Here is a 21,920-nt window from a genome sequence, read left to right as displayed (position 1 = left end):
AAGCCCTGAATCATCATCCAATCTTTACTATTTTTTACGAACCAGCTGTTTTCTCGCGACCACAACCAGAGCGGCGACCGTGAGAGCGGCGACCGCGCCCCACAGCATTTCTTCCTGAATGCCGGTTTTGGGGTTTGTGCTTTCGGTTTTGGTGGTAATCTGAGTTTGGGTTTCCTCATTACCAGCCGGGGTGACAGTTGGTTCTGGCTTCACAGGATCCACGGGGTCAATCGGGTCGACCGGATCGACGGGATCGACGGGTGTTTCATCGCTATAGACCAGTTCTCCGGTTTCTAAATTTTTATAAACCGGATATACCGTTGCATTTATACCAGCGGGAATATATATCCATTTAGCATGATGTTCAAACCCTTCAATATCCGGTCCATACCCAGGATGTTCCATACTCGAAAGCTCCACTACTTTCGCTTCTTTCACTTCATTTCCTTCAGCATCTAAACAGACAAACGAATCAAAAGCCCATCCTTCATCCGGCTTTACACCAAGTGCATATTCGCCATCTTCATTAATATTATATACTTCATTATAAAAATCAATGTAATATTCTGAGATTCCTGATTGATAACTGATTAACGTTTCTCCATGAGGATTGCTTTTTACCTGAATCTTAAATTCTGGCTCAGGTTCTTCCACTTGTCTTGCTGGCAAATTGATTGCTCTAGAGGTTTGCCAATTGCTAACATCCTTCCGGTTAACAAAAACAGGATAAACATCTACATTTAAGCCAGATGGTATTGAAATAATTTGCGCGTTTACATCAAATCCATCTACATTTGGACCCGGTCCGTTATCTGAATCAGCCGATTCTCTTTCCCAAGTACCTTGAATTTGTCTTCCATACGAATCCACACAAATAATTCCATTAAATTCCCAATTTGGATCATAAGTTTTTACCCCAATAAAATATTTTCCGTCTTTACTGTCATTGACAATAACATCTTTATAGCTTTGAGCATCAGCCGCTGAATTAATCAAGATTTCACCTTGATTTGACTTCCCAACCCGGACAGTTGTCCCCTGTTCCTCAGCCAGTGCCGGGCTGGCAGCCAACAGCAGCAGTCCTGCGACCATCAAAAAAATCAACTTTACTTTTTTCATTTTTCTTTCATTTTCCTTTCCGCGAAAATCTTATGTACTTCTCCATTGTACTTGATTTCCTAAATTTCTCAATATGTGCACCAAAGTGTGTCACCCTCTTTTTAACAAAAACAAGCATATTTTTTTACAAAAAATAATTATTTCTCCCTTCTGTCTAAATTTACAAAAGGAAAACAAACAAAAAAGCCGTGCAGGGTTGCTCACCACGACACAGCTTTGAATATTCATCAAGCTTGAAAATGCTAACACAAAATAAGCCTACTAAAATAGGCCGCTCCACTTGTTTTTGGAGCGCAAATAGCCTATAATAAGTAATGCGGTACGTGCCCGGAAAGGCCGTTGTGTGTGGTGGTGATGCACCTGCGCAAGCCGGTATTGTGTTGCCGCACAATGCCGGATGCCGCACTTTTTTATTTAATTTTCCTTAAGCTTTATTATACTGCCTAAAGTCTTTAAAAGCAATCCCTTATTAAAAAACTTTACCAGCCAGGCGTCTTTTCTTACCCCAGTAGCCCTTCCATCATGTCCACCATGGTTTTTTGATCATAAACCATATCGCTGGTTTTCAGGTAATCCATAAAATCGGTAAAGGCGTCCACCAGTCCGGGTTCATGAATAAAGATTGTCGTCAGCTCATCGCCGCGCTCGTTAAAACGGCGTATGGCGATTTCCTGATCGCTCACCTTGATGATCTCCAGATCCACCGGCACTTTGAAGGCTTTACGGTTAATGGCGATATAGGGCTTTGCCGCTGATTTCGCGTTTTTGATGATCTCTTCAAGCATTTCCCGGCGTTCTTCCACGCTCAGCTGCCGGGTCACATATTTGGGCAGGGTGGGTAAAATGCCGCTGTTCATAAACTCAATTAACCCATCAAAGGAGAACATTGAAAGCGGCATTCCCAGATCTTCTCTCACATGACGATAAAAATCACATCCAATGGCATAAAGCGCATCGCGCATGGGAATGTCTTTTCTTAAAAAGCGATCAATTCTTTCATCGGTAAACAGTTCTCCCATGCATGGCGCTGGCTCGATGATTTCCTGATAAGCACTGATAAAGCTCCACCCAAACATCTCCGGAACGGATTCGCCGTACACGGTCAGCATCTCCGCCTTTTGATAAAACTGATCAATCTTATCCGAAAAATATCCGTAGCTGTCCTCACCGTCATACACAAAGGCCGTTTCAAAATCTGGTGAGAAAGTCATAACCTGTTTTTCAGTTTTAATGAAATAGGGCATGGATACGCCTTCCTCGTAGTGGTTATCACCGTTCATATAGTAATAATAGGGCCGGTAGCCCTTCTTTTCGGTTAGGCTGAAAAGAAGGGCTGAGGATAAGATTTCCAGGTTCCGCAGGCAGGCGCGGTCATCTTTATAGTCTTTTTCGATGGCGATTAGGTTTAAAATACGTGTTTCCTTATCACAGGTCATGTAAAAATTATAGAGCAGCTCATAGAGGTACTTTTCCTGAAAAGGGATGAAGATTGAAAGCTCTGGCTTTTGGGCGTTATAAAAAACATCGCCCAAAAGCGCCATGACCTGTGCTTCAATGCTTTTTCTCCCCTGTATAATCTGCAGGCCGGTTTTTGTTTTGGAAACCGCGGCAAAAGCCCGGTTTTCAAAGCCGTAGGCCGGGTTAAAAAGCGGGTTGTCGTTCAGGGCTTCAATCACCGCTTTTACTTTTTCACGCCGTCTATAAACTTTCTCCCCCACCCGCGCCCGCTCGGCCAGGCGGCGCATCTCTCTTTTTTCCTCGGGCGAGAGCATGAGCACCCCGTAGAGCTTTTCCAGAAAATCGTCCCCGGGCACCCGCTCGCCAGAGATGGTTTTATGAATCACCGTCCGGTTAACTTCCGCCTTCTTTGATAACTGGTAGATGGTCTGGTGGCTGACTTCGATATACAGTTTTAATTTTTCGCTAAACAGTGACATTTTCCGTGTCTCCTTTTTGAACATATTCCTGCAATTTTTGAATCATCTCATTTTTACTGTAGACAAACTCGCTTGAACGCAGTATTTTCATAAAATCTAAAAAGGCGTCCACCATGCTGGCCTCGCAGAGAAACAGGGTTTTCTGTTCATTGCCCTCGTCATTAAAACGCCTGAAAACAATTTCGTTTTTACTGGTTTTAATGATTTCTACATTCACCGGCGTTTTTAATTTATGGGTATTAATGGCGATATAGGGTTCTTTTTCTGAGGTGCTGTCCTTTATGATTTCTTTTATGATCTCACAACGTTCCTCCATGGTCATGGGTCTCACAATATCCTGTGGCAATGTGGGCATAATGCCATTTTTCATAAATGTTTCAATGGCCTCAAATGAAAAAAAGGATGCCGGCCAGCAGTCTTTCGCCCGCAATGTTGAATAAAAATCCCGCGCCATTTTGATGGCCTCATCCCGCACAGGGCACTCCTTTCTCACCAGGGATTCAATGCGCTCGTCGGTCATATATTTTCCCATACAGGGTAATGGCTCGATAATCAGCTCATTCATCCGGCCACTGGCAAGTCCGTACATTTCCAAGACTGTATCCAGCCGCTTTACAAAAGGTTCTGAGTTTTCAAACAATCGGGCAATCTTTTCTTTGAAAAAATCGACGGTTTCTTTCTCGTCATAAACAAAGGCTGAGCGAACCGCATTGTCAAAGGTAATGATGACGTCATTGACCTGCAAAAAATAGGGCATGGCAATGCTGTCTGTTTTATTTTGCGCTTCACCCGTATAAAAATAGTATGGCTCATAACCCTTTCGATCATTTAAGGCGAAATTTAACACATAGGACAGGCTGTCCAGATTTCTCAGACAGGCGGCGTCATCCTTATAATCCTTCTCGATGGCGACTAAATTTTTAAAGAGAATTGCTTTCTCGATGCTCATATAAAAGCCATAGGCGGCTTCGTATATTTCTTTTTCCGAAAAGGGCAGATACAGCTGAATCTCTGACTTTTCGCTGCGGATAAAGGCTTCGCTTAAAAGACTGATCACCTGCTCAATGACGGCTTCCCGGCTGTGTAGAATCTGCATGGCTTTATTATCGCCCTGTGTTTTCATCACTGCTTTATCTGCGTTAAATGTAAAGACATCGTTTAAGATCGGACGGTAGCTTAAGCTCAGGATCAGCTTGCCTACGCCCTCACGCCGTCTGTAAACTTTCTCCCCCACCCGCGCCCGCTCGGCCAGGCGGCGCATCTCTCTTTTTTCCTCGGGCGAGAGCATGAGCGCCCCGTAGAGCTTTTCCAGAAAATCGTCCCCGGGCACCCGCTCGCCGGAGATGGTTTTATGGATCACCGTCCGGTTGACTTCTGCCTTCTTTGATAACTGGTAGATGGTCTGGTGGCTGACTTCGATATACAGTTTTAATTTTTCGCTAAACAGTGACATTTTCACTTCTCCCCTTCGTGTAATAACTTTATTATACTTTATTGTAGATATCAATTCAATCATTTTAGCGATGACATATGATTTATATCAATGCTTTCCTTGCCAAAAAACAAAGATACCAGGCGGTAACTTTTCGTTACCTCTTTCAGCGTGTCGGCAAAGCTGTTCATGAGACGCACCGCTAAAGCTTAAAGCTTTTTGAGTGGATAGCGGATGGTTGATAGTGGATAGTTGATAATTGCGGTACGCTTTCGCCCGTGGCTCAAGCGGTTGGTTGCGGCCAAAGGCCGCGTCTAATCAAATCGGCCAAGGGCTGATTTGCTCCTGAACTTTCGACTTTCCACTATCAACTTTCAACTGAAAGGCCTCTTTTAACGCTTTATCTCTTGTCAATATCCTTTTTCGACTGCCTGCAGGGGGTAACTTTTCGTTCCCTCCTTCAGCGTGTCGAAAAAATCGCTCACAAGCTGCAAAGCCAAAATGTGAAGCGATATCAATGGAGAATTGAAAATGGAAAATGGAGAATGTCGGAACACTTTCGCCCTGGCTCAAGCGGTTAATATGCGGCCAAAGGCCGCGTCTAATCAAATCGGCCAAGGGCTGATTTGCTCCTGAACTTTCCACTTTCCACTATCAACTTTCAACTTTTTTGTAATATGATTCTGGCTTTCTGGCAAATGAGAATTAATTTTTTCATTTCCCTTGATTTTTTCCCTCATCCCCCCACGCCCTCTCTTTTTCCACCCATCCTGATACTTTTTCACCCAAAAACCCGTCCATTTTTTATCTTTCCACCCCTTTTTTAGGACCATAAGCCCTTTTGCCTTTTTCCAAAAGGCGGTTTACAATGGCATCAAGCTTAAAAAAACGAACAGAACACCGGTGTTCCGAAAGGAAATTTAAAATGTTAAACCACACGAAAAAAATCATGACCACCCAACTGACCATTGAAAAACGCATCGCCGAGCTGGAGACCGTGCTCAACAGCGCCGCGGGGCGCGCGGCGATGGAGGACCGGAGCTACCAGATCATCGGCACTGGCATTCCGCCCGTACTGCTGCTCGCCACGCCGGAGGGCGTCTTATACAGCGTGCGGGACGTGGAGCGGCTGCTGGGGCTTACCATGCCAAGGCACCGTGTGCGCAGGCTGCTGGGCCGAAACGCGGTAAGCCTGAGGGCGGTACTGCAGCCCGACAATCTCAAATGCCATCAGCTGCGGGCTTTTATCGATCAGGAGGGCGTGAAAAAACTCATCGACGCGGCCGTCCATCTATCGGAGGATCAGCAGAGCGCCTATGGCGGCTGGCTGCTCCGCATCGCCCCCATGCTCATCAACAACGCCAGGGAGGTGGATTAAAATGACCCGATCACAGAACCGCTACACCCCTGTCTGCCTGCCCCAGATTTTTGGCGGCCAGCGCTTCCGCGCGCTGTACGACGCTCAGGACGGCACCGTTTACTTTGTCCTCAATGATCTCTGCGCCCTGCTGGGGCACTCCAATGCCCGCATGGCCGCCAAACGCCATGTGGCGCCCCAGGATGTCACCAAACGTTACGTCCTGGACCCCAACGGGCGTTACCAGCGCACCACCGTGGTCAACGAGTCAGGGCTCTACGCCCTGGTCTTTGGCAGCCGCCTGCCTGCCGCTGGGCGCTTCAAGCACTACGTGACCAGCCAGATTCTGCCCAGTGTGCGCAAATACGGCGCTTACATGGACCCGTCGGTGCTGTCTCAGGTCGAAAAGGACCCGGACGCCTGCGAAAGGCTTCTCTGCTCCCTGCGGGCTGTCCTTTCCGAAAAGCAGGCCCTGGAAAAGCAGCTGGCCCTGGCCGAGCCCAAAGCCCTCTTTGCCGACGCGGTCATCGGCGACAGCCGCACCATCAGCATGTATGGCATGGCCGACCTTTTAAAAACCGCGGGATACCAGGGCATGAGCCGTGAAATTCTCATGGAAAAGCTGCGTCAGCTGGGGTATCTCAGCGTGCAGCCCGGCAGTCTGAACCATCCCATGGCCCGGGCCAACGGCCTCATCGAGCTGTGCGTCCGGGTCATCTGGCCAAAGGACGCCCAGGGCAGACGCATCCCGAACCGCCGCCCCCTGGTGCTGCATGTGCCCCGCGTCACCGGCGCCGGGCAGGTGCATTTCATGAGCCTGTTTTCAGGAAAGGAGGCCGCCCATTAATTACATTCAGGAGGTAAAGGAATTTTACGGCTGGCATCGGGATCACCCAGTGCCGGCAGCGGCCCATATGCTCTGGCACTACCTGATGTACCGCAACAATGCCTGCGCGGTGCCCACCCTTGGGGGCGAGTGAAGATGGAGGGCAGAATTTGTCATCAGCCCCCACCAGCTCGAGCGGGATCTCGGCGTCAGCTACCGCTCCCTCAGCCGCGCCCGGGCACAGCTGGAGGCTGCCGGCCGCCTGCGCTACCAGCCTGCTGTCAAAAACAGCCGGGGCATCTACACCCTGATCCCCTTTGCCGAAAACCTGGCCCCGGTCACAAGGCAGAGCCTTGGCGGCCAGCGCCTGCTGGTCTACGACTATGTGGATTATCCACAAGCTGTGGATAAATAAACAGCCGGGCGGACATTTCTGGCCAGTATTTTTGATAAAATCCCAAAAGGGAGGCCGAATCAACCCCAGATTTGTCTCCCTTTATTAATAACTTAAATAATATACATTTCTTTTTAAAGTAATCCTGGAGGTGCTTTATGACCCAAAATCGATACGGTAAAGGACCCGGACTGATACCGGGCCGCCGTCTGTTTAACATTCAGGCAGCCGCCCTGGTGGACAAAGACGTCTGGGCGCGCACGCCCGAGGAGGCCGAGGATGCCTACAACGCGTTTCGGGAGGCTATCACCGGCCATTTCGACGGCATTTATCTGGAGGACGCGTGCATTGATGAAAGTGAGTGTGACCATGAATAAAGAAAAATACACCGAGCTCAACCACCTGTTAAAGCGCGCTCAGGAGGGTGAGCGCTGAGCCGAGGAGGCTGTTCTGCTGCGCTTTCGGGCGCTGGTGCTCTCGTCCATGAAACGCCTGATCCCGCCTTCGTATTATGAGGACGCCTATCAGGACGGCTGCCTGGCCGTGCTTTCGGCCATCCGCAGCTTTGATGCGGAAAGCGGCGTCTATTTCAGCAAATATGTCCAGATGAAGGTCAACTACTGCTTTCTGGAAAGGGGCCGTTTTTACAAAGGCGCCGCGCCAGAGCCGCCCCTCAGCCTGGACATGCCTGTATCCAGCGCTCAGGATGCCGGTACTCTGGCCGACTGCATCGCCGATACCGCGCCCCCGACCGCTGATACCCTCATCCGGCAGGAGGAACTCAGCCGCCTGGCCCCACTGGTGAAAGCTTTGCCCCAAAAGTACCGGAGCATCATCGAGGCCCACTATTTTAAAGGCCTGTCCCTGGCCGAAATCGCCAGACAACAGGGCATCAGCCCCAATACGGTGAGCACCTGGCACCGGCGGGGACTGGCGGCGCTGAAAGAAAGGCTTTAACGCCTTTCTTTCAATTGAGAATTGAGAATGCAGAATTGAGAATTAGAGGAAAAAAATGCTGCGCATTTTGATTGAATTTGCGGCCAAAGGCCGCCGTTTTAATCGCTTTTGCAGGCGCAAAAGTGTTCTTTTAATTCTCCATTTTCCATTCTCAATTCTCCATTACCCACCCCCTTTTTCTTTAACTTTTCAACTACATTTCGACTTTTTTGATCCTCTGGTGAACGGTTTTTGCTTTTTTTCGCATTATGTAGGTATCCCACAAATGAAAGGAGTCCAAAAATGGCAATTGAAAAACAGATTACTGGCGTCGATATGAAAACCACGCTGAATTATGGTGATAACGGCGAGGGAAAAATTGTGAAAAAGACAAAGACCTACGGCGATGTGCGCGAGGACGTCACCGACGAGGCGTTTTTCGCTACTGCCAAGGCCATCGCGGCCATGCAGGAGCCCATTATGGAGCGCAAACAAAAGGTCACTTCTGAAGAACTCATGGAAGTGTAACCCGCACTTGGCAAACTCAATTAAAAATAAGGAGGTGCTGTAAATGGCAGCAACAAACAGTAAGGATCTCGTTCTCAGCTATGAACGGGCAGACGGCAAAACCCACAACATGACCATTCCCGATTACAGAAACGATATTACCGACGCCGAGATCAAAACCGGCGCCGAGGCCATTCTGGCTCAAGCTATTTTTCTTCCCGACGGCGTAGGGCTCGTCAAACTCGCCGGGGCGGTGAAGGTGGAAACCACCAAAACCGAAGTCCCCGTCGCAGATGCGCAAGCGTAGTTTTCAAGCGGCCCTTTGGGCCGCTTTAAGACTGTCGGCAAAGGAAATCATGAACAGGCAAAGCCTTAAAGAGAAGCCTGTCCAGTTGAAAGTTGATAGTGGAAAGTGGAAAGTTCAGGTACAAATTCGCCATGCGAATTTGATTGGATGCGGCCTTGGCCGCATATTAATGGCTTGAGCCACAGGCGAAAGCGTACGACAACTATCAACTATCCACTTTCAACTTTCAACTAAATCGCCTCTCACTTTAATTTTGCCGCTGTCTTATAACTTTTAGACAGTCTGAAAGGAGTCTTGATATGCGTTATAAAAAAACAGGCGGGGTGCTGATCCTTTTCGTCTTTGGCGTCAGCCTGATTTTTGCCGCTTCCCTGCCCCTTCCCAAAGCAAAGGGCCTGCTGGAAACATCGCCAGAGCAGACGGCCTCTCCGCCCACAGCAGAAGCGCCGCCTGAGCCAGACACGCAGGCGCAAACCCCCGGTGGTCCCCCGGAAACCATCATCCCCCACGCGCCGGAAAACCGGGAGCCCCAGGTCTCCGGGCACTTCCTGATGTCGGAATACGCTTGTGATTGTGCGGGCTATTGCGACGGGTGGCCGGCGCAGATGTCCCCCGCCCTGCTCGAGCGCATCGAGGCCCTGCGCTGCGTGCTGGACCGTCCGGTCATTATCACCTCTGGGGTGCGCTGCCCCAGGCGAAACGCCGAGGTCGGCGGTATCCCCTGTTCCTGGCATCTGAGCGGACACGCCGCAGACCTCTACTGCCCGGGCGTTTCGGTGCCCACCCTTGCCGAGACGGCAGAAAGCCTGGGGCTGGGCGTGCTGCCCCACTACGATGAGGGATACGCCCATGTGGAGCTTTGGGAGTAAGCTTAAAAAGAAAACCGCTGTGCTTGAATTTTCAGGCACAGCGGGGTATAATATGGGTAGAAGCGTAATCGCAGCAAGGCGGTTGCCTCGTATGATGGACTTCACTACCCTTTCGTCGGTCAAAACTCGGGGGTAGTGTTGTTTTTATTTTTTGTTTTTTTATTTTACAGATTGATAAACCCAGTCTTTTTACGGACCTTCATGAGGGTTTTGTACGCGATTTTTGAGGCTCTCTCGGCGTTTTGCTTCATGACGCTTTCCAGATAGCCCTTGTCGGCCAGCAGACGCTTGTATTCCGTCTGGATGGGGCGCAAAGCCTCCGCTACGCTCTCGCCAACTGCCAGCTTGAAATCGCCATAGCCTTTGCCCTCAAACTCCTTCTGGATTTCTTCAAGGCTGCGGCCAGTGGTGCAGTTGTAGATTTCCATGAGATTGGAGACGCCAGGCTTGTTTTCCCGGTCGTGGCGGACTTCGGTATCGGAATCGGTGACCGCGCGCTTAAACTTGCGGATAACCGTATCGGGATCGTCTAACAGCGAGACAAAGCCGTTGATGTTCTCATCGGATTTGGACATTTTCTTGCTGGGTTCCTGCAGGCTCATGATGCGCGCGCCAGTTTCGCCAAAATAGGGCTCCGGCAGCTTAAAGGTGGGGCTGAACTGCTGGTTAAAACGGGCGGCGATGTCTCTTGCCAGCTCGACATGCTGTTTCTGGTCATTGCCGACAGGTACCAGATCGGACTGGTATAATAAAATGTCAGCAGCCATCAGAACCGGATAGTCGAAAAGGCCGACGCGGATGTTGTTGCCCTGTTTTTTGGATTTATCCTTATACTGGGTCATACGGCTCAGCTCGCCCATGTAGCTGAAGCAGTTGAGTATCCAGGTCAGCTCGGTATGAGCCGGCACATGGGACTGCACATAAAGAATCGATTTATCCGGGTCGATGCCCACAGCCATCAAAATGGCCAGGGATTCATAGGTGCGGCGTCTTAAATCCGCCGGAACCTGCGGCACGGTGATGGCGTGCAGGTCGACCACGCAGTACAGGCAGTCATAGGCCTCCTGCATGGGCACCCAGTTTTTCATGGCGCCAAAATAATTACCGATGGTAAAGGTTCCTGATGGCTGTATACCGCTGTACACAATTTTTTTTTCGGGTGTTTCCATAGATGCTCCTCCTAATGGATTAAATGTTTTATTCGTCAATGTCCAGCTGTTCCAGGGTCAGCTCGTTGCAGCCAAGGGCCAGCTGCTCGATCATATTCTCAAAGATGGTATAGTCCCGGTCCCCGCCGGTAGCGCAGATATGCGTCACGCCGTCGTACTGGCTTTCGTTAAAGGCGTTGTTCTTCTCCAGATACGCCTTCAGCAGGGTGATCTGCTTGTCGGCCGGGTCGATGATGCTCAGGCAGGGGTACATTTCCTCAATGGTTTTACGGACAATGGGAAAATGGGTACAGCCCAGAAGCAGCGCACTGACCCGCTCTCTTTCAAAGATGGGGTCGATGGCCTCTTTAATATTCCGGCGCAGCAGCACCAGCTCGCCCGGGTGGTTATTGATCACATTGGCAAGGGTACGGGTCCCCTGGGTAATGTAGCTGATCGCCTGCGTGTGTCTGGACAGAATATGCTCATAGGTACCGTTTTTGACGGTGGCGGTGGTGGCGATGAGCCCTACCGATCCTTCCTTCTGACGGTCGATGGTGGCCAGGCACCCGGCCTCCACAATGCTGAATAAGGGCACCTTTGCGGTGAGGCTGCCAATGAGTGAGGAAAGGGTATTGCAGGCCAGAAGAATGGCCTTGACGCCCCTATTCTCCAGAAAACGGATATCGCTGTTACCAAAGGCGATAATTTCCTCATTTTTCCGTTCTCCGTAGGGCATGCGTTTGGCATCGCCCAGATAGACGATGTTTTCTCTGGGCAGCTGCCGCTGCAGCTCCCGCAGGACGGTAAAACCGCCGATTCCTGAGTCGATTAAACCAATCGGACTGCTGTTTCCCATAAGCTTATCCCTTCAATATACGTATTAATCACGAAAGATAATGGTGCCATCCTCATACATTTCATCGACAATGGCCAGTGATTCCAGCCGGATACCGGACGCGCGGATTTCTTTTCCACCGTTCTGGAAGCCTTTTTCAATGGCGATGCCCACACCCATCAGCTGGGCGCCGGACTGCTTCACAATTTCCTCCAGGGCTTCAACGGCTTTGCCGTTGGCCAGAAAATCATCAATGATCAGAACCTTATCTTCGGGATTCAGATATTTTTTTGAAACCATGATCTGGTAGGTCTGCTGCTTGGTAAAAGAGTAAACCTCACTGGTATAAATGTCCTTATCCAGATTTAAGGACGCATTTTTTTTGCCGAATACCACAGGGCAGTAGTCAAAATATTTGGCTGCCACAGCGGCAATGGCGATACCGGAGGTTTCGATGGTCAGAATTTTAGTGACTTCGACATCTTTAAAGCGTCGCGCAAATTCCTCGCCCATGGCTTCGAAAAGCCGGATATCCAGCTGATGGTTGAGAAATGAATCCACTTTTAATATATCTTTTCCAAGCGCGTGCCCATCGTTCAAAATTTTATTCTTTAATAATTCCATTTACCCTTTTCTCTTTCTCGATTAACAAATCTTTTTACAAACTTTTTGCATATTTATATATTATATCAATCTTTGCCACACTTGACAATAAGGCAGGCAAAAGTTGAGAGTTGAGAGTTGACAATTGATAGTGGATAGTTGTGGTACAAATCTGCCAGGGGCAGATTTGATTGGAAAACGGCCTGCGGCCGTTTTTTTAATCGCTTTTGCCTCAGCAAAAGCGCTCTATAACTACCAACTATCCACTATCAACTTTCAACTAAAAAAAGCGGCACTGCCTACCAGTACCGCCTCTATATTTTCAAATGATCACAGATTCTTCGGAAATCTTATCATCCTCACCGGATGATTTCCTCATCATCTGCGTTAGCTTCGTTGCCAGTCGCACGCTCACGCTTTGCTCCTTACCAATTTCTTTCAGAAATTGGACTCAGCTTGCAAATTTTTCAGAAACCTCTGTTTTGCTTTGGATATTTTCTTCAAAATTTGCATTTGCTTCGTTGCCAGTCGCACGCTAACGCTCCGCTCCTTACCAATTTCTTTCAGAAATTGGACTCAGCGTCACTTCTTCTCTTTCGCTGCTTGGGCTTCGGCTACGACTTTGTCGGAGATCATGGCTGGGGCTTCTTCGTAGCGGACATATTCCATTTCGAATTCGCCTCTGGCCTGGGTCATGGAGCGGAGCTCGGTGGCATATTTAAACAATTCTGCCAGCGGCGCTTCTGCGGTGATGACCTGTTTTCCGCCTTCGATGGGTTCCATCCCCATGATGCGGCCGCGTTTCTTATTGAGGTCGCCCATGATATCGCCCATGTATTCTTCGGGCACGGTGATGGTCAGCTTATAGATGGGTTCGAGCAGAACCGGTGAGGCTTCTTTCATCCCTTTGCGGTATGCCAGAGTGGCCGCCATCTTAAAGGACATTTCATCTGAGTCGACAGCATGGTAGGAGCCATCGTACAGGGTGGCCTTTACGCCGGTAACCGGATAGCCGGCCAGCACGCCTTCCACCATACAGTCCTGAAGGCCTTTTTCGACCGCCGGAATAAAGTTTCTCGGCACAGCGCCGCCCACAACCTTGTCGATAAAGACAAAATCATCATTCGGGGTATCGCCTGGTTCAAAGGTTACCCATACGTCACCGAACTGGCCGCTGCCGCCGGACTGTTTCTTATGACGGCCCTGGGCGCTGGCAGATTTACGGATGGTTTCACGGTATGGCACCTTCATGGGCTCAAGGTTTACGCCGACGCCGAATTTCTGCTGTAATTTATTGGAGATCACTTCCAGGTGCATTTCGCCAAGGCCTGAAAGCAGTGTCTGTTTGGTTTCATTATTGCGGTTAAAGCTCATGGTCGGGTCTTCCTCGATCAGACGGTGGAGGCCCGTGGACAGCTTGTCGATGTCCGCTTTGGTTTTTGGTTCAATGGCCATTGAGATCACCGGTTTCGGGAATTCGATCTTGTCATAGACGATGGGGTCTTTCGGATCGCACAGGGTGTCTCCGGTGACGGTAACGCCTAGCTTGGAGAAAGCGCCGATATCGCCTGCCAGTAAGGCTTCGATTTCGATCTGCTTGTTGCCGCGCAGCACATAGATGTGGTTGGTCTTTTCTTTTGCTTCCTTGGTGGCGTTATAGACCTCCGTTGTGGCTTCAAGTACGCCAGACATTACCTTAAAGATGGACAGCTTGCCGACAAACGGGTCGACGATGGTCTTAAAGACCAGTGCGGAGAAGCTCTCGCTGGCGCCGCAGGCACGTTCGACTTCTTTTCCGTCTCTTGGATCCTTGCCCATAACAGGTTTGGCGTCCTTTGGTGACGGCAGATAGGCAATGATCATATTTTCCAGGGTTTCTACGCCGATATTCTGTACTGCGGAGGTACACAGAACCGGGATCAGGTCGCCGTCCAGCACGCCGGTGCGGATGCCATGGTGGATTTCGTCTTCGGTCAGCTCTTCGCCGTCAAAGTATTTTTCCATCAGGTCTTCACTGGTCTGGGCAACGGATTCCATGATCATTTCACGGAAAGGTTCCAGCTCTTCCTTCATATCTTCAGGTACTTCCACGTCAAAGCAGCGGTTGTCCTTTCTTTCGCTTCCGGTCATATCAACAATGTTGACGACGCCGCGCATGTCCTCGCCTTCGCCCATGGGTAATTCAAAAGGAATGACCTTATTGCCAAAGGCTTCCTTCAGGTTATCCATTACCTTGGCAAAGGTCGCGTTTTCGCGGTCCATTTTGTTGACCACAATGAAAGCGGGTACGTCAACCTTTGACAAAAGCTCAATGGCTTTTTCTGTACCTACCTGTACGCCGGCTAAAGCATCGACTACGATAACAACCGCATCTGCGACTCTCAGTGCTGCGTAGGCGTCCCCGATAAAATCAAAATAACCGGGTACATCGATGATATTAATCTTGTGTCCGCCATATTCTACTGGAATAATGGATGAAGAAATTGAGAACATTCTTCTCTTTTCTTCCGGATCAAAATCGGATAAGGTGTTCCCTTCATCAACTCTGCCCATTCGGTCAATGGCACCGCCGTTAAAAGCCAGCGCCTCTGTCAATGTTGTCTTGCCGCTTCCCCCATGCCCTAATAAAAGGATATTTCGGATGTTTTTGGTTGGATACGTTTTCATGCTTCTTCCCCCTTGCTAGATTCTTAAATGATTGCATTTTCTCGAAATCATTATTTTAAAAGGTTATTTCCCCGAAAATGCGTTTGGTTTGTTGCATGTTACTATTTTATAATATTTTGCAGAAATTATCCACTAAAACTTGTAAAGAATTACAAAAAATTTTTAAAGGGGATCGAAATCCCCTTTCTGCCTTGTTTTTCTTAAGATTACAGTCCGACTCTCAGCTTCTCCATAACCTTCTTTTCCAGACGGGATACCGTCATTTGTGATTTACCGATAATGGCGGCCACCTCCTTCTGGGTCTTTCCGTTATAATAACGCTCCTCGATGATCATCCGCTCGACTGGGTTCAGGCTTTCCAGGCGCTGGCGGAGATCCTCAACATTTCCGATGTTTTCGATCCGCTCATCTTCTTCGCCGATCAAATCTAAGAGCGTTGCTTCCTGTCCGTCTGCATTGCTTTCAAATTCTGTTGATAAGGATTTTGGATAGAAGACATTATTGCCTTCCATTGCTTCAATCACAGCTTCCTCGGTCACCTCCAGATAGTCCGCAATCTCAGAAATCGTGGGCGTTTTCATGAGCTTGTGCTCTAAGGTCGTCTTCGCCCGGTTGATTTCGCGGTTAAGCTCCTGAATTCTCCTTGGAACCCGGATAATCCACTGTTTGTCACGATAATATTTTTTAATTTCGCCGATGATGGTGGGTGATGCAAAGGTGTCAAACTCAAAGCCTCTGTCGGGATCGTAGCGTTCGACCGCGTACATAAGTCCCAAACAGGCAACTTGATAAATATCTTCCACATCGTTGCTGCGGTAAGCATATTTTTTGACCAGTAATTTAGGAATATACAGGAAATTCTCGATAAGGCGATCACGAATTTCCTTATCGCCTGTTTTCTTATATTCGATAAACAGTTCTTTTGATTCCTGTTTTGTCATTTGATTTGGATATTCCATCTTATGTCCTCAGGTATTTCACCATCGTGATACTGGTACCCATTCCTTTATTACTGACGATTTCTACCTCATCCATCAACGATTTGATAATAAACAGGCCAAAGCCGCCGGCCTGATTGCCGGGCAGTTCCGGTTCACTCACGCTTTCAGGCTCATAGCCCTCACCATTGTCTTCGACACGGATGGTGAGCTTGTCCTGATCAAGCTGATAATACAGGTCATAAGACTGTTCGCTTGAGCAGCCATGACGCAGGGCATTTGTGCAGGCCTCAGAAACCGCTACCTTCAGGTCTTCTACCACATCAATCGAAAAACCAACGATATTTCCGACCGATGCAACCGTCAAGCGCGCAAGGCTGACAAACTGCGGAAGACTCGGCAGGCTAATGTGAACTGTTTCTCCCTGCAAACTTCTGCATGTACTGCAACTCATATCACTCATTGCTAATTTTCCTCCACAATACTAAAAATTTGATCGACACCGGTCAGCTGTAACAGCTTAACAACATTTTTCTGCGGGTTGATCAGCGTCATGTTCAGGTCTCTGCTCATGCTGCCCTTGCGCAGCTCAATCAGGATACCAATCCCTGTGCTGTCAATGTAAGACAGGTCCGTTAAATCCAGAAAAATCTCTTTTGTATTGGCTTCGATCAATTTTTCGATGGGTTCCTTAAACTGCGTGGCAGTATAGATATCAACTTCTCCTGTTACACGTACACCTTCCCGGCCATTTTTCAATTCACTTATTTCAAACATTATATCCTCCTCAACGAACATGGTTCGGCTGCCTGGCAGCCCCAAAATGCATTCATTCAACATCACTGAGACTATTATACCCAAATTTCTCACCTTTTAAACTCAAAAATCAAAAATAATTCTTTTTTTAAAAGGAGAAGCTCAATTTCAAAGCACAGGCTGCAGTACATTGGTTTATTTTAACAGAAAAGCCTTAAATTTGTGAGAAAGGCTGTGTGAGGGGGAACCTTTTGCTGAAGCATTGACAATATAAAAGAAACTGAAAGCGCGCCGCCTTCAGTTTCTGGGTGGGATAACTTTATTATCCCAAGTGCGATATTGGGTTATCGTTTTTTATAAGGTTTTTAAATTCTTCTGAGCCCCTGCAAAATAAATAATACTGATAATAAGATCAATAATGCAGCTGATTACTGCTGCCAGACCACTGCTAAAATGAGTGATTAGAGAGACGACCGATAAAACGATCAGTATCACGCCCATGATGCGCAAAGCCTTGGCCTTACCAGCGTTTTCGCAGTTTCTAACGGCCATAATGCCAAAAATAAGATTAAAAACAGCGTTAATTACCAGCATAATACCACCAATGACAGCGACTGCCCCAGAAACCATTAGATCATTGCCTGCTCCTGCTTCAATGTCTAAAGCTGCGATCCCGCCGCCTGCAAAGGCAAGACAGGCCAACAGAAGCTGTGCGACGCCAATAATCACTAAAATAATGCCCGCAAATTTCAAATACTTTTTCCCTTCCAAAACGATTCCTCCTTTGTAATTATAATTTTATTATAACAATTCAATTCCTTTTCCTCAACGCATATAACAGTAATGTTTTTCCCACAATGGTAAAGATAAAATATCTCTTTACCAGCTCGAAAAAAGGACTTCTTCCTGCTAAAATCGTCTATTTTTTACGGATATCACCTGTTTTTACCGAAATATTATTTATTTTACCGTTATCTGGATTGAACTCAATTCAAGGCTAACGTATACTTTTTATAGAGAATGGAGTAAATCAAAATCAAATGAATCAATCTGAAAACTTTGAAGCACTCATAAGTGAAACTGAACATGTTTTAAAAAAGCGGCTAGCCCCTCAGGGCACAAGCAATACCTACCGCACCTACCGGCTCCACTGTGTCAGCTTTATCAGGTGGGTCGCTGAAAATTACGGGTGTGACACCCTTACGGCGGCGAGGTCACACGTCGCGCCGTGGCTCCAAAGCCGCACAAAGCTGAGTAAAAACACCCGCATGGTGGACGCCAGCGCACTGGCAAAGCTCTATGATGAGGACCGCCGCTGTTTTTTGCTGGATTCGCCCTATATCCAAAGCCCCAGCCCTAGCATGCTGCGCATCTTCTGCATGTCGACCGGACTGGTCGGTCATGAGCTGCCCCATCTGAAAAAGAACTGCCTGGTGCGTTTTAACCACCAGTACTTCATCCGTCTGGAAATGCCGGGTGAGCTTCGCATGGTGCCGGTTATCGACAACCGCGAAGCGGTTACCCGCATCATTGCCGGATGCAGCTCTGAGCCGCTATGGACAGTACTGCCGGATTGCTTTGACTATGAGGCGCCGCGGGATCATTACATTATGAGGCTCTACCAAAAGCTGGCGCGGCCTGTACACAGCCTGGCCGAGAGTGAGCGATACCGCCTTCACAGCGCAGAGCGCGTTCTTGACAAACGCGCTCTGTTCAAGGTGGCGCAGTCAACAGGGATTTATGATTACCAGGCTCTGGCTCAGAAAATAGACCGCCTGACAGACTCGAACAAAACAAAATCCTAAGAGGTATTTATGTACTTATTTTATAATATCGCCCTTCCCTTTGCCGTCATGGCAGGCCTGGGCTTTAACGTGTTTAACAAAAAGCTGCGGCTGTCCGACAAAAGAGAAATTCTGCTGACGGTGGCGGCAGTGGCCATCAGCATTATTCTGGACAAGATCGTTACCATCCTCCACGCCACAGTACTGTTTTCAGAACCGCTGCTGATCGCGCTGATCTTCATCTACTACCATCTGATTTTTCATTCCTCTGTTTATGAAACGGCTTTTGCCTTTTTCGTACTTGAGAGCTATGTACATATTGTTTCTTTTTTCAGCAATATTCTCGCAGGCGCCTTGCCCGCGCCTTTCACATACATTGAGGCCAGCAGCCGTTTTCTTTTATGCTACGCGTTTGTGCTGGCAGTGACTCTGCCGCTCATGGTTTTCTTTGTGCATCGCTTTGTCAAGCGGCTCATGGATGCCGCCTCCGGTATGCCTGCTGTATTCTGGAACTACCTCTGGGGCGTCCCCTTTGCTTTCTATCTCGTCACCACCATGAAGGTTTTCCAAAGACAGGCCTTTCCGGAAGAGCTCACACAGCTTAGCATTCTGGTTTCCGTCGCCTGGGTCATCGGTATCTTCGCGGTCAATATCCTGGTGATCCGGATGGCCCTTGAGATCATTCAGCTGACCAGAGATCACGCACAGCTTGAGCTGGCATCCCTCCTTGTGGAAAAGGAAAAGGACCAGTACCAGCGCATTAAGAGGGATATCGAAGCCACCTCCAAGCTCCGCCACGATATGCGCCACCATCTGATGGGGCTGGAGGGCTATCTGGAAAAAAACGATACCGACGGCGCACTGGGATACCTGAGAAAGATTACGCGTGAGGCTGCGCCTGATGAAAATGTTATTCTCTGTGACAACTGCGCCATCAACGCCATCGCCTGCCATTTTTTTGAACGCGCAAGACTGTGCGGCGCCGAGGTTTCCAGTACCCTGCTGATTCCAGATACTCTCTCCGATTCCGAAAATGATCTATGTGTTGTGCTCGGCAACCTGATTGAAAACGCGGTCGAAGCCTGTGAGCGCCAGCAGGACGGCGCGCGTTTTATCCATGTCACCGCCAGCTTTACAAGCAAAAGAGATTTTTGCATAATGGTTGAAAACAGCTTTGACCACGAAATCCAATACGATAAAAATGGAAACTTCCTTTCATCCAAGCGTAGCACAAATGCTGCCCAGGAGGGCGGAATCGGGCTTTTATCCATTGACAGCATCGTAAAAAAATATAACGGCACGCTCAGCAGAGAAATTGAAAAGAACACCTATAAGGTTCTGATCCTGCTGGAACTGGAAAACAGCCAGCAGACCTCAGGAGACAGCCTGTGATATGGCATAGCATCTTAACACAACAGGAGGAGACAACAATTTGAACATTGCAATTATCGACGATTTAAAAGAGGACAGCCTGCTTCTCTGCGATTATCTGAAGCAGTATTGCGACAAAAACGAAACATTCGCAAATATTAAAAGTTTTGAAAAAGCCAGTGACTTTCTGGCGTGCTTTATCCCACAAGTTTACGATCTTATTTTTGTGGATATTTATATAGACGATATGAACGGCATTGAGCTGGCACAAAAAATACGGGAAACCGATAAGAACTGCATTCTGATTTTTTCAACCATAAGCACTGAGCACACCCATGCGCTGGCGGGTTATAAAGTGCACGCGTCTGACTATCTTGTCAAGCCTTACGACTACGGCACCTTTGAAGAAACCATGCAGCGCTGCAATTCTCTGGCGGTTGAAAAAGCTCATTATATCGAAGTCAGGCAGAGCCGCACCAACATTAAAATCTTAATCCGCAACATCATTTATACCGACTACTCCAACCATTATATTTATATTTATACCAAAGCGGGAACTGTCAAGACTTATATGGCCTTTAAAGATTTTTCCAAGCTGCTCCTGCCCTACTCCAATTTTATCTGCTGTTACCGCAACTGCATGGTCAACCTGGATGAGGTCAACTTTATGGAAAATAAGGAGTTTATCATGAGTAATGGCGAACGCGTGTCCATCGCCCGCTCCATTTACAATGAAATTCAGGATTATTACCGAAGTTATCAATTTAAAAAGCTCAACCGGCTCAAAGGCTAAAAAAACCCCGGGATGTAACATTTTGGTACATCCCGGGGTTCTCTTTTTATTACATCAAACTTTTTTAATCTTTTTTTCCTTCTTATTCGCCACGCGTGCCTCACCCTTGCTGATGACCTGCATCACCTTGGCGATTTTGGCAAAAGCGCCGACCAACGGGTCTACCACATCGGATTTAAGATGGTTGACGGAATCCTCTACGCCGCCCAGCATATCGTTTGCCTTGTTTGTCATATCGTCGGCATTCTGCGTAATGCTGTCCACATTGTCCATGATGTTGTGGATCTGCGCGCGGTTTTCATCCATCAGCTTGGCTGTGGTTTCCAGGGTCGAACCCAGGTTTTTAAAAACCTTAATCAGATAAACCGTCCCAAATACAAAGGCAATGGCAATAATCAGGACCGCCAACTCCCAGATACTAAAACTTACAGTCATCATTTAACGGATACCAGTCCTAGTTCTTTACAACGTCTTTGGCGGCGTTTTTAACACTGTCGATGGTGTCAGAAGCCTTGTCAGCCGCGTCGGCCGCTACGTCCTTAGCGTCGTCCGCTGCATCCTTGGCGGCATCGACGGTGTCTTTGGCCGCGTCGGCAACGGCTTCGCCGTCTTCCTTCTGAAGTGCTTCCAGTTCTTCGTTTAATTCTTCGATGTCCTGGTTCACTTCATCCTGGATTTCCTGAATTTTATTTTCAATCTGGTTTTTGTATTGGTTTACCTTATCGGTTACAGAATCGGTCATGTCCTGCAGCTGTTCCTTGAGATTTTCACCGTATTCCACAGCCTGATCATACGCGTCACCGAAAGTGTCCTGCGCGCCGTCTTTAATCTTACGGCGTGTTTCTTCGCCGGAGCTTGGGGCAAGCAGAATACCTAAAGCACCACCAATGATTGTTCCAACGAACAATCCGCCTACAAAATAACCTTTGTTACAACTCATATTCTTTGTCCTCCTGGTTTTAAATCGTTTTTGATAGTAATATAATAATACCCCAAAAAGCTTAAATTGAACAGCCCTTTGAGGTATTATTGAAAATTTCTTTACTTTTTTTAGTTACTTTTCACCAAAATTACTTTGCACCAGCGCAACCAGCGCTTCCAGAGCTTCCTGTTCGTCCTCGCCGTCGGCTTCGATGGTGACCGTGGTCCCCTGTGCGATGCCGCCGGACATAATCCCCATAATGCTCTTGGCATTTAAGCGCGCATCGCCCTTGACCACTTCAATTTTTGATCTGTACTTTCCAGCGGTCTGTACAAACATGGATGCCGGTCTTGCATGCAGGCCGGTGGCGTTGGTAATGGTTACGACCTTATTGACCATTTTTAAATTCACCACCT

Annotated in this window: 27 protein-coding genes; 10 read left to right on the top strand and 17 right to left on the bottom strand. The window is 48.1% G+C overall.

What is annotated here, in order from left to right; all coding sequences use genetic code 11:
* Window positions 1-27: 27 nt before the first annotated feature.
* The 5 genes from CPZ25_RS16920 to CPZ25_RS16900 form a co-directional block, all read right to left on the bottom strand.
* Window positions 28-1,119, bottom strand: coding sequence for a hypothetical protein (locus tag CPZ25_RS16920; RefSeq protein WP_096920107.1), 1,092 nt, complete (start codon window positions 1,117-1,119; stop codon window positions 28-30).
* Window positions 1,120-1,619: 500 nt separating this feature from the next.
* Window positions 1,620-3,056, bottom strand: a complete 1,437-nt coding sequence (locus tag CPZ25_RS16915) for a hypothetical protein (RefSeq protein WP_096920108.1) — start codon at window positions 3,054-3,056, stop codon at window positions 1,620-1,622.
* Window positions 3,043-4,509 (bottom strand): helix-turn-helix domain-containing protein, encoded by a 1,467-nt coding sequence (locus CPZ25_RS16910; RefSeq protein WP_096920109.1) that lies wholly within the window; start codon window positions 4,507-4,509, stop codon window positions 3,043-3,045. The genes CPZ25_RS16915 and CPZ25_RS16910 overlap by 14 nt, the downstream gene beginning before the upstream one ends.
* Window positions 4,510-4,806: 297 nt before the next feature.
* A complete protein-coding gene (locus CPZ25_RS16905) occupies window positions 4,807-5,106 on the bottom strand; it encodes a hypothetical protein (protein WP_096920110.1) in 300 nt (99 codons plus the stop codon).
* Window positions 5,094-5,321, bottom strand: a complete 228-nt coding sequence (locus CPZ25_RS16900) for a hypothetical protein (RefSeq protein WP_096920111.1) — start codon at window positions 5,319-5,321, stop codon at window positions 5,094-5,096. The genes CPZ25_RS16905 and CPZ25_RS16900 overlap by 13 nt, the downstream gene beginning before the upstream one ends.
* A gap of 92 nt (window positions 5,322-5,413) precedes the next feature.
* Here CPZ25_RS16900 and CPZ25_RS16895 point away from each other — a divergent pair, with 92 nt between their 5' ends.
* Together CPZ25_RS16895 and CPZ25_RS16890 are read left to right on the top strand one after the other, a co-directional pair.
* The gene (locus CPZ25_RS16895; protein ID WP_096920112.1) at window positions 5,414-5,866 is read left to right on the top strand and encodes a hypothetical protein; all 453 of its coding nucleotides are present in this window, start codon (window positions 5,414-5,416) and stop codon (window positions 5,864-5,866) included.
* 1 nt (window position 5,867) lies between these two features.
* Window positions 5,868-6,692, top strand: a complete 825-nt coding sequence (locus tag CPZ25_RS16890) for a BRO family protein (protein ID WP_167495261.1) — start codon at window positions 5,868-5,870, stop codon at window positions 6,690-6,692.
* Here CPZ25_RS16890 and CPZ25_RS16885 read toward each other — a convergent pair.
* The gene (locus CPZ25_RS16885) at window positions 6,655-7,149 is read right to left on the bottom strand and encodes a hypothetical protein (RefSeq protein ID WP_096920114.1); all 495 of its coding nucleotides are present in this window, start codon (window positions 7,147-7,149) and stop codon (window positions 6,655-6,657) included. The genes CPZ25_RS16890 and CPZ25_RS16885 overlap by 38 nt on opposite strands.
* A gap of 74 nt (window positions 7,150-7,223) precedes the next feature.
* Between CPZ25_RS16885 and CPZ25_RS16880 the strand changes: the two genes are divergently transcribed.
* The 5 genes from CPZ25_RS16880 to CPZ25_RS16860 all read left to right on the top strand — a co-directional run bounded on the left by CPZ25_RS16880 (window position 7,224) and on the right by CPZ25_RS16860 (window position 9,684).
* Window positions 7,224-7,442, top strand: coding sequence for a hypothetical protein (locus CPZ25_RS16880; protein ID WP_074618440.1), 219 nt, complete (start codon window positions 7,224-7,226; stop codon window positions 7,440-7,442).
* Between the two features lie 73 nt (window positions 7,443-7,515).
* Window positions 7,516-8,022 (top strand): sigma-70 family RNA polymerase sigma factor, encoded by a 507-nt coding sequence (locus tag CPZ25_RS16875; protein WP_341473501.1) that lies wholly within the window; start codon window positions 7,516-7,518, stop codon window positions 8,020-8,022.
* A gap of 282 nt (window positions 8,023-8,304) precedes the next feature.
* On the top strand, window positions 8,305-8,529 hold the full coding sequence (locus CPZ25_RS16870) for a DUF1659 domain-containing protein (protein ID WP_058695721.1): 225 nt from the start codon (window positions 8,305-8,307) through the stop codon (window positions 8,527-8,529).
* Between the two features lie 43 nt (window positions 8,530-8,572).
* Window positions 8,573-8,815: a DUF2922 domain-containing protein gene (locus tag CPZ25_RS16865; RefSeq protein ID WP_058695722.1), complete on the top strand. Its 243-nt coding sequence runs from the start codon at window positions 8,573-8,575 to the stop codon at window positions 8,813-8,815.
* A gap of 299 nt (window positions 8,816-9,114) precedes the next feature.
* Window positions 9,115-9,684, top strand: a complete 570-nt coding sequence (locus tag CPZ25_RS16860) for a YcbK family protein (protein ID WP_096920117.1) — start codon at window positions 9,115-9,117, stop codon at window positions 9,682-9,684.
* Window positions 9,685-9,848: 164 nt separating this feature from the next.
* Here the strand turns inward: CPZ25_RS16860 and trpS are convergent, their stop codons facing one another.
* From trpS to CPZ25_RS16820, 8 genes are all read right to left on the bottom strand, one after another.
* Window positions 9,849-10,853: a tryptophan--tRNA ligase gene (trpS, locus tag CPZ25_RS16855; protein ID WP_096920118.1), complete on the bottom strand. Its 1,005-nt coding sequence runs from the start codon at window positions 10,851-10,853 to the stop codon at window positions 9,849-9,851.
* A gap of 28 nt (window positions 10,854-10,881) precedes the next feature.
* A complete protein-coding gene (gene murI, locus CPZ25_RS16850; protein ID WP_096920119.1) occupies window positions 10,882-11,691 on the bottom strand; it encodes a glutamate racemase in 810 nt (269 codons plus the stop codon).
* Window positions 11,692-11,715: 24 nt separating this feature from the next.
* A complete protein-coding gene (locus CPZ25_RS16845) occupies window positions 11,716-12,294 on the bottom strand; it encodes a xanthine phosphoribosyltransferase (RefSeq protein ID WP_096920120.1) in 579 nt (192 codons plus the stop codon).
* A gap of 561 nt (window positions 12,295-12,855) precedes the next feature.
* Entirely contained in the window at window positions 12,856-14,940 is a 2,085-nt protein-coding gene (gene fusA, locus CPZ25_RS16840) for an elongation factor G (protein ID WP_058695727.1), read from the bottom strand.
* 206 nt (window positions 14,941-15,146) lie between these two features.
* Window positions 15,147-15,899, bottom strand: coding sequence for a SigB/SigF/SigG family RNA polymerase sigma factor (locus tag CPZ25_RS16835; RefSeq protein ID WP_058695728.1), 753 nt, complete (start codon window positions 15,897-15,899; stop codon window positions 15,147-15,149).
* Between the two features lies 1 nt (window position 15,900).
* A complete protein-coding gene (locus CPZ25_RS16830) occupies window positions 15,901-16,341 on the bottom strand; it encodes an ATP-binding protein (protein ID WP_074618002.1) in 441 nt (146 codons plus the stop codon).
* 2 nt (window positions 16,342-16,343) lie between these two features.
* Window positions 16,344-16,655, bottom strand: a complete 312-nt coding sequence (locus CPZ25_RS16825; RefSeq protein WP_058695730.1) for an STAS domain-containing protein — start codon at window positions 16,653-16,655, stop codon at window positions 16,344-16,346.
* Between the two features lie 333 nt (window positions 16,656-16,988).
* Window positions 16,989-17,405: a hypothetical protein gene (locus tag CPZ25_RS16820; protein ID WP_096920121.1), complete on the bottom strand. Its 417-nt coding sequence runs from the start codon at window positions 17,403-17,405 to the stop codon at window positions 16,989-16,991.
* Between the two features lie 269 nt (window positions 17,406-17,674).
* On the opposite strand from CPZ25_RS16820, the gene CPZ25_RS16815 reads away from it, so the two are divergent.
* The 3 genes from CPZ25_RS16815 to CPZ25_RS16805 are packed head-to-tail and all read left to right on the top strand — an operon-like array spanning window position 17,675 to window position 20,582.
* On the top strand, window positions 17,675-18,439 hold the full coding sequence (locus CPZ25_RS16815) for a hypothetical protein (RefSeq protein WP_096920122.1): 765 nt from the start codon (window positions 17,675-17,677) through the stop codon (window positions 18,437-18,439).
* 9 nt (window positions 18,440-18,448) lie between these two features.
* Window positions 18,449-19,810, top strand: a complete 1,362-nt coding sequence (locus tag CPZ25_RS16810; protein ID WP_096920123.1) for an ATP-binding protein — start codon at window positions 18,449-18,451, stop codon at window positions 19,808-19,810.
* Between the two features lie 40 nt (window positions 19,811-19,850).
* Window positions 19,851-20,582: a LytR/AlgR family response regulator transcription factor gene (locus CPZ25_RS16805; protein ID WP_096920124.1), complete on the top strand. Its 732-nt coding sequence runs from the start codon at window positions 19,851-19,853 to the stop codon at window positions 20,580-20,582.
* 54 nt (window positions 20,583-20,636) lie between these two features.
* Here the strand turns inward: CPZ25_RS16805 and CPZ25_RS16800 are convergent, their stop codons facing one another.
* From CPZ25_RS16800 to CPZ25_RS16790, 3 genes are all read right to left on the bottom strand, one after another.
* Window positions 20,637-21,020, bottom strand: coding sequence for a DUF948 domain-containing protein (locus CPZ25_RS16800; RefSeq protein ID WP_058695735.1), 384 nt, complete (start codon window positions 21,018-21,020; stop codon window positions 20,637-20,639).
* A gap of 16 nt (window positions 21,021-21,036) precedes the next feature.
* The gene (locus CPZ25_RS16795) at window positions 21,037-21,522 is read right to left on the bottom strand and encodes a YtxH domain-containing protein (RefSeq protein WP_058695736.1); all 486 of its coding nucleotides are present in this window, start codon (window positions 21,520-21,522) and stop codon (window positions 21,037-21,039) included.
* A 114-nt stretch (window positions 21,523-21,636) separates the two neighbouring features.
* The gene (locus CPZ25_RS16790) at window positions 21,637-21,903 is read right to left on the bottom strand and encodes an HPr family phosphocarrier protein (protein WP_096920125.1); all 267 of its coding nucleotides are present in this window, start codon (window positions 21,901-21,903) and stop codon (window positions 21,637-21,639) included.
* Window positions 21,904-21,920: the final 17 nt, after the last annotated feature.

It is taken from the genome of Eubacterium maltosivorans (genome assembly GCF_002441855.2).
Taxonomy (GTDB): domain Bacteria; phylum Bacillota; class Clostridia; order Eubacteriales; family Eubacteriaceae; genus Eubacterium; species Eubacterium maltosivorans.
This window is presented reverse-complemented; position numbering and strand designations above follow the sequence as displayed.

What these genes read in the sequence shown, in the direction of transcription:
- CPZ25_RS16920 (WP_096920107.1), bottom strand. Translation starts at nt 1,119, where the DNA reads ATGAAAAAAGTAAAGTTGATTTTTTTGATGGTCGCAGGACTGCTGCTG.
- CPZ25_RS16915 (WP_096920108.1), bottom strand. Translation starts at nt 3,056, where the DNA reads ATGTCACTGTTTAGCGAAAAATTAAAACTGTATATCGAAGTCAGCCAC.
- CPZ25_RS16910 (WP_096920109.1), bottom strand. Translation starts at nt 4,509, where the DNA reads ATGTCACTGTTTAGCGAAAAATTAAAACTGTATATCGAAGTCAGCCAC.
- CPZ25_RS16900 (WP_096920111.1), bottom strand. Translation starts at nt 5,321, where the DNA reads ATGGTCCTAAAAAAGGGGTGGAAAGATAAAAAATGGACGGGTTTTTGG.
- CPZ25_RS16895 (WP_096920112.1), top strand. Translation starts at nt 5,414, where the DNA reads ATGTTAAACCACACGAAAAAAATCATGACCACCCAACTGACCATTGAA.
- CPZ25_RS16890 (WP_167495261.1), top strand. Translation starts at nt 5,868, where the DNA reads ATGACCCGATCACAGAACCGCTACACCCCTGTCTGCCTGCCCCAGATT.
- CPZ25_RS16880 (WP_074618440.1), top strand. Translation starts at nt 7,224, where the DNA reads ATGACCCAAAATCGATACGGTAAAGGACCCGGACTGATACCGGGCCGC.
- CPZ25_RS16870 (WP_058695721.1), top strand. Translation starts at nt 8,305, where the DNA reads ATGGCAATTGAAAAACAGATTACTGGCGTCGATATGAAAACCACGCTG.
- CPZ25_RS16865 (WP_058695722.1), top strand. Translation starts at nt 8,573, where the DNA reads ATGGCAGCAACAAACAGTAAGGATCTCGTTCTCAGCTATGAACGGGCA.
- CPZ25_RS16860 (WP_096920117.1), top strand. Translation starts at nt 9,115, where the DNA reads ATGCGTTATAAAAAAACAGGCGGGGTGCTGATCCTTTTCGTCTTTGGC.
- trpS (WP_096920118.1), bottom strand. Translation starts at nt 10,853, where the DNA reads ATGGAAACACCCGAAAAAAAAATTGTGTACAGCGGTATACAGCCATCA.
- murI (WP_096920119.1), bottom strand. Translation starts at nt 11,691, where the DNA reads ATGGGAAACAGCAGTCCGATTGGTTTAATCGACTCAGGAATCGGCGGT.
- CPZ25_RS16845 (WP_096920120.1), bottom strand. Translation starts at nt 12,294, where the DNA reads ATGGAATTATTAAAGAATAAAATTTTGAACGATGGGCACGCGCTTGGA.
- fusA (WP_058695727.1), bottom strand. Translation starts at nt 14,940, where the DNA reads ATGAAAACGTATCCAACCAAAAACATCCGAAATATCCTTTTATTAGGG.
- CPZ25_RS16835 (WP_058695728.1), bottom strand. Translation starts at nt 15,899, where the DNA reads ATGGAATATCCAAATCAAATGACAAAACAGGAATCAAAAGAACTGTTT.
- CPZ25_RS16830 (WP_074618002.1), bottom strand. Translation starts at nt 16,341, where the DNA reads ATGAGTGATATGAGTTGCAGTACATGCAGAAGTTTGCAGGGAGAAACA.
- CPZ25_RS16825 (WP_058695730.1), bottom strand. Translation starts at nt 16,655, where the DNA reads ATGTTTGAAATAAGTGAATTGAAAAATGGCCGGGAAGGTGTACGTGTA.
- CPZ25_RS16815 (WP_096920122.1), top strand. Translation starts at nt 17,675, where the DNA reads ATGAATCAATCTGAAAACTTTGAAGCACTCATAAGTGAAACTGAACAT.
- CPZ25_RS16810 (WP_096920123.1), top strand. Translation starts at nt 18,449, where the DNA reads ATGTACTTATTTTATAATATCGCCCTTCCCTTTGCCGTCATGGCAGGC.
- CPZ25_RS16800 (WP_058695735.1), bottom strand. Translation starts at nt 21,020, where the DNA reads ATGATGACTGTAAGTTTTAGTATCTGGGAGTTGGCGGTCCTGATTATT.
- CPZ25_RS16795 (WP_058695736.1), bottom strand. Translation starts at nt 21,522, where the DNA reads ATGAGTTGTAACAAAGGTTATTTTGTAGGCGGATTGTTCGTTGGAACA.
- CPZ25_RS16790 (WP_096920125.1), bottom strand. Translation starts at nt 21,903, where the DNA reads ATGGTCAATAAGGTCGTAACCATTACCAACGCCACCGGCCTGCATGCA.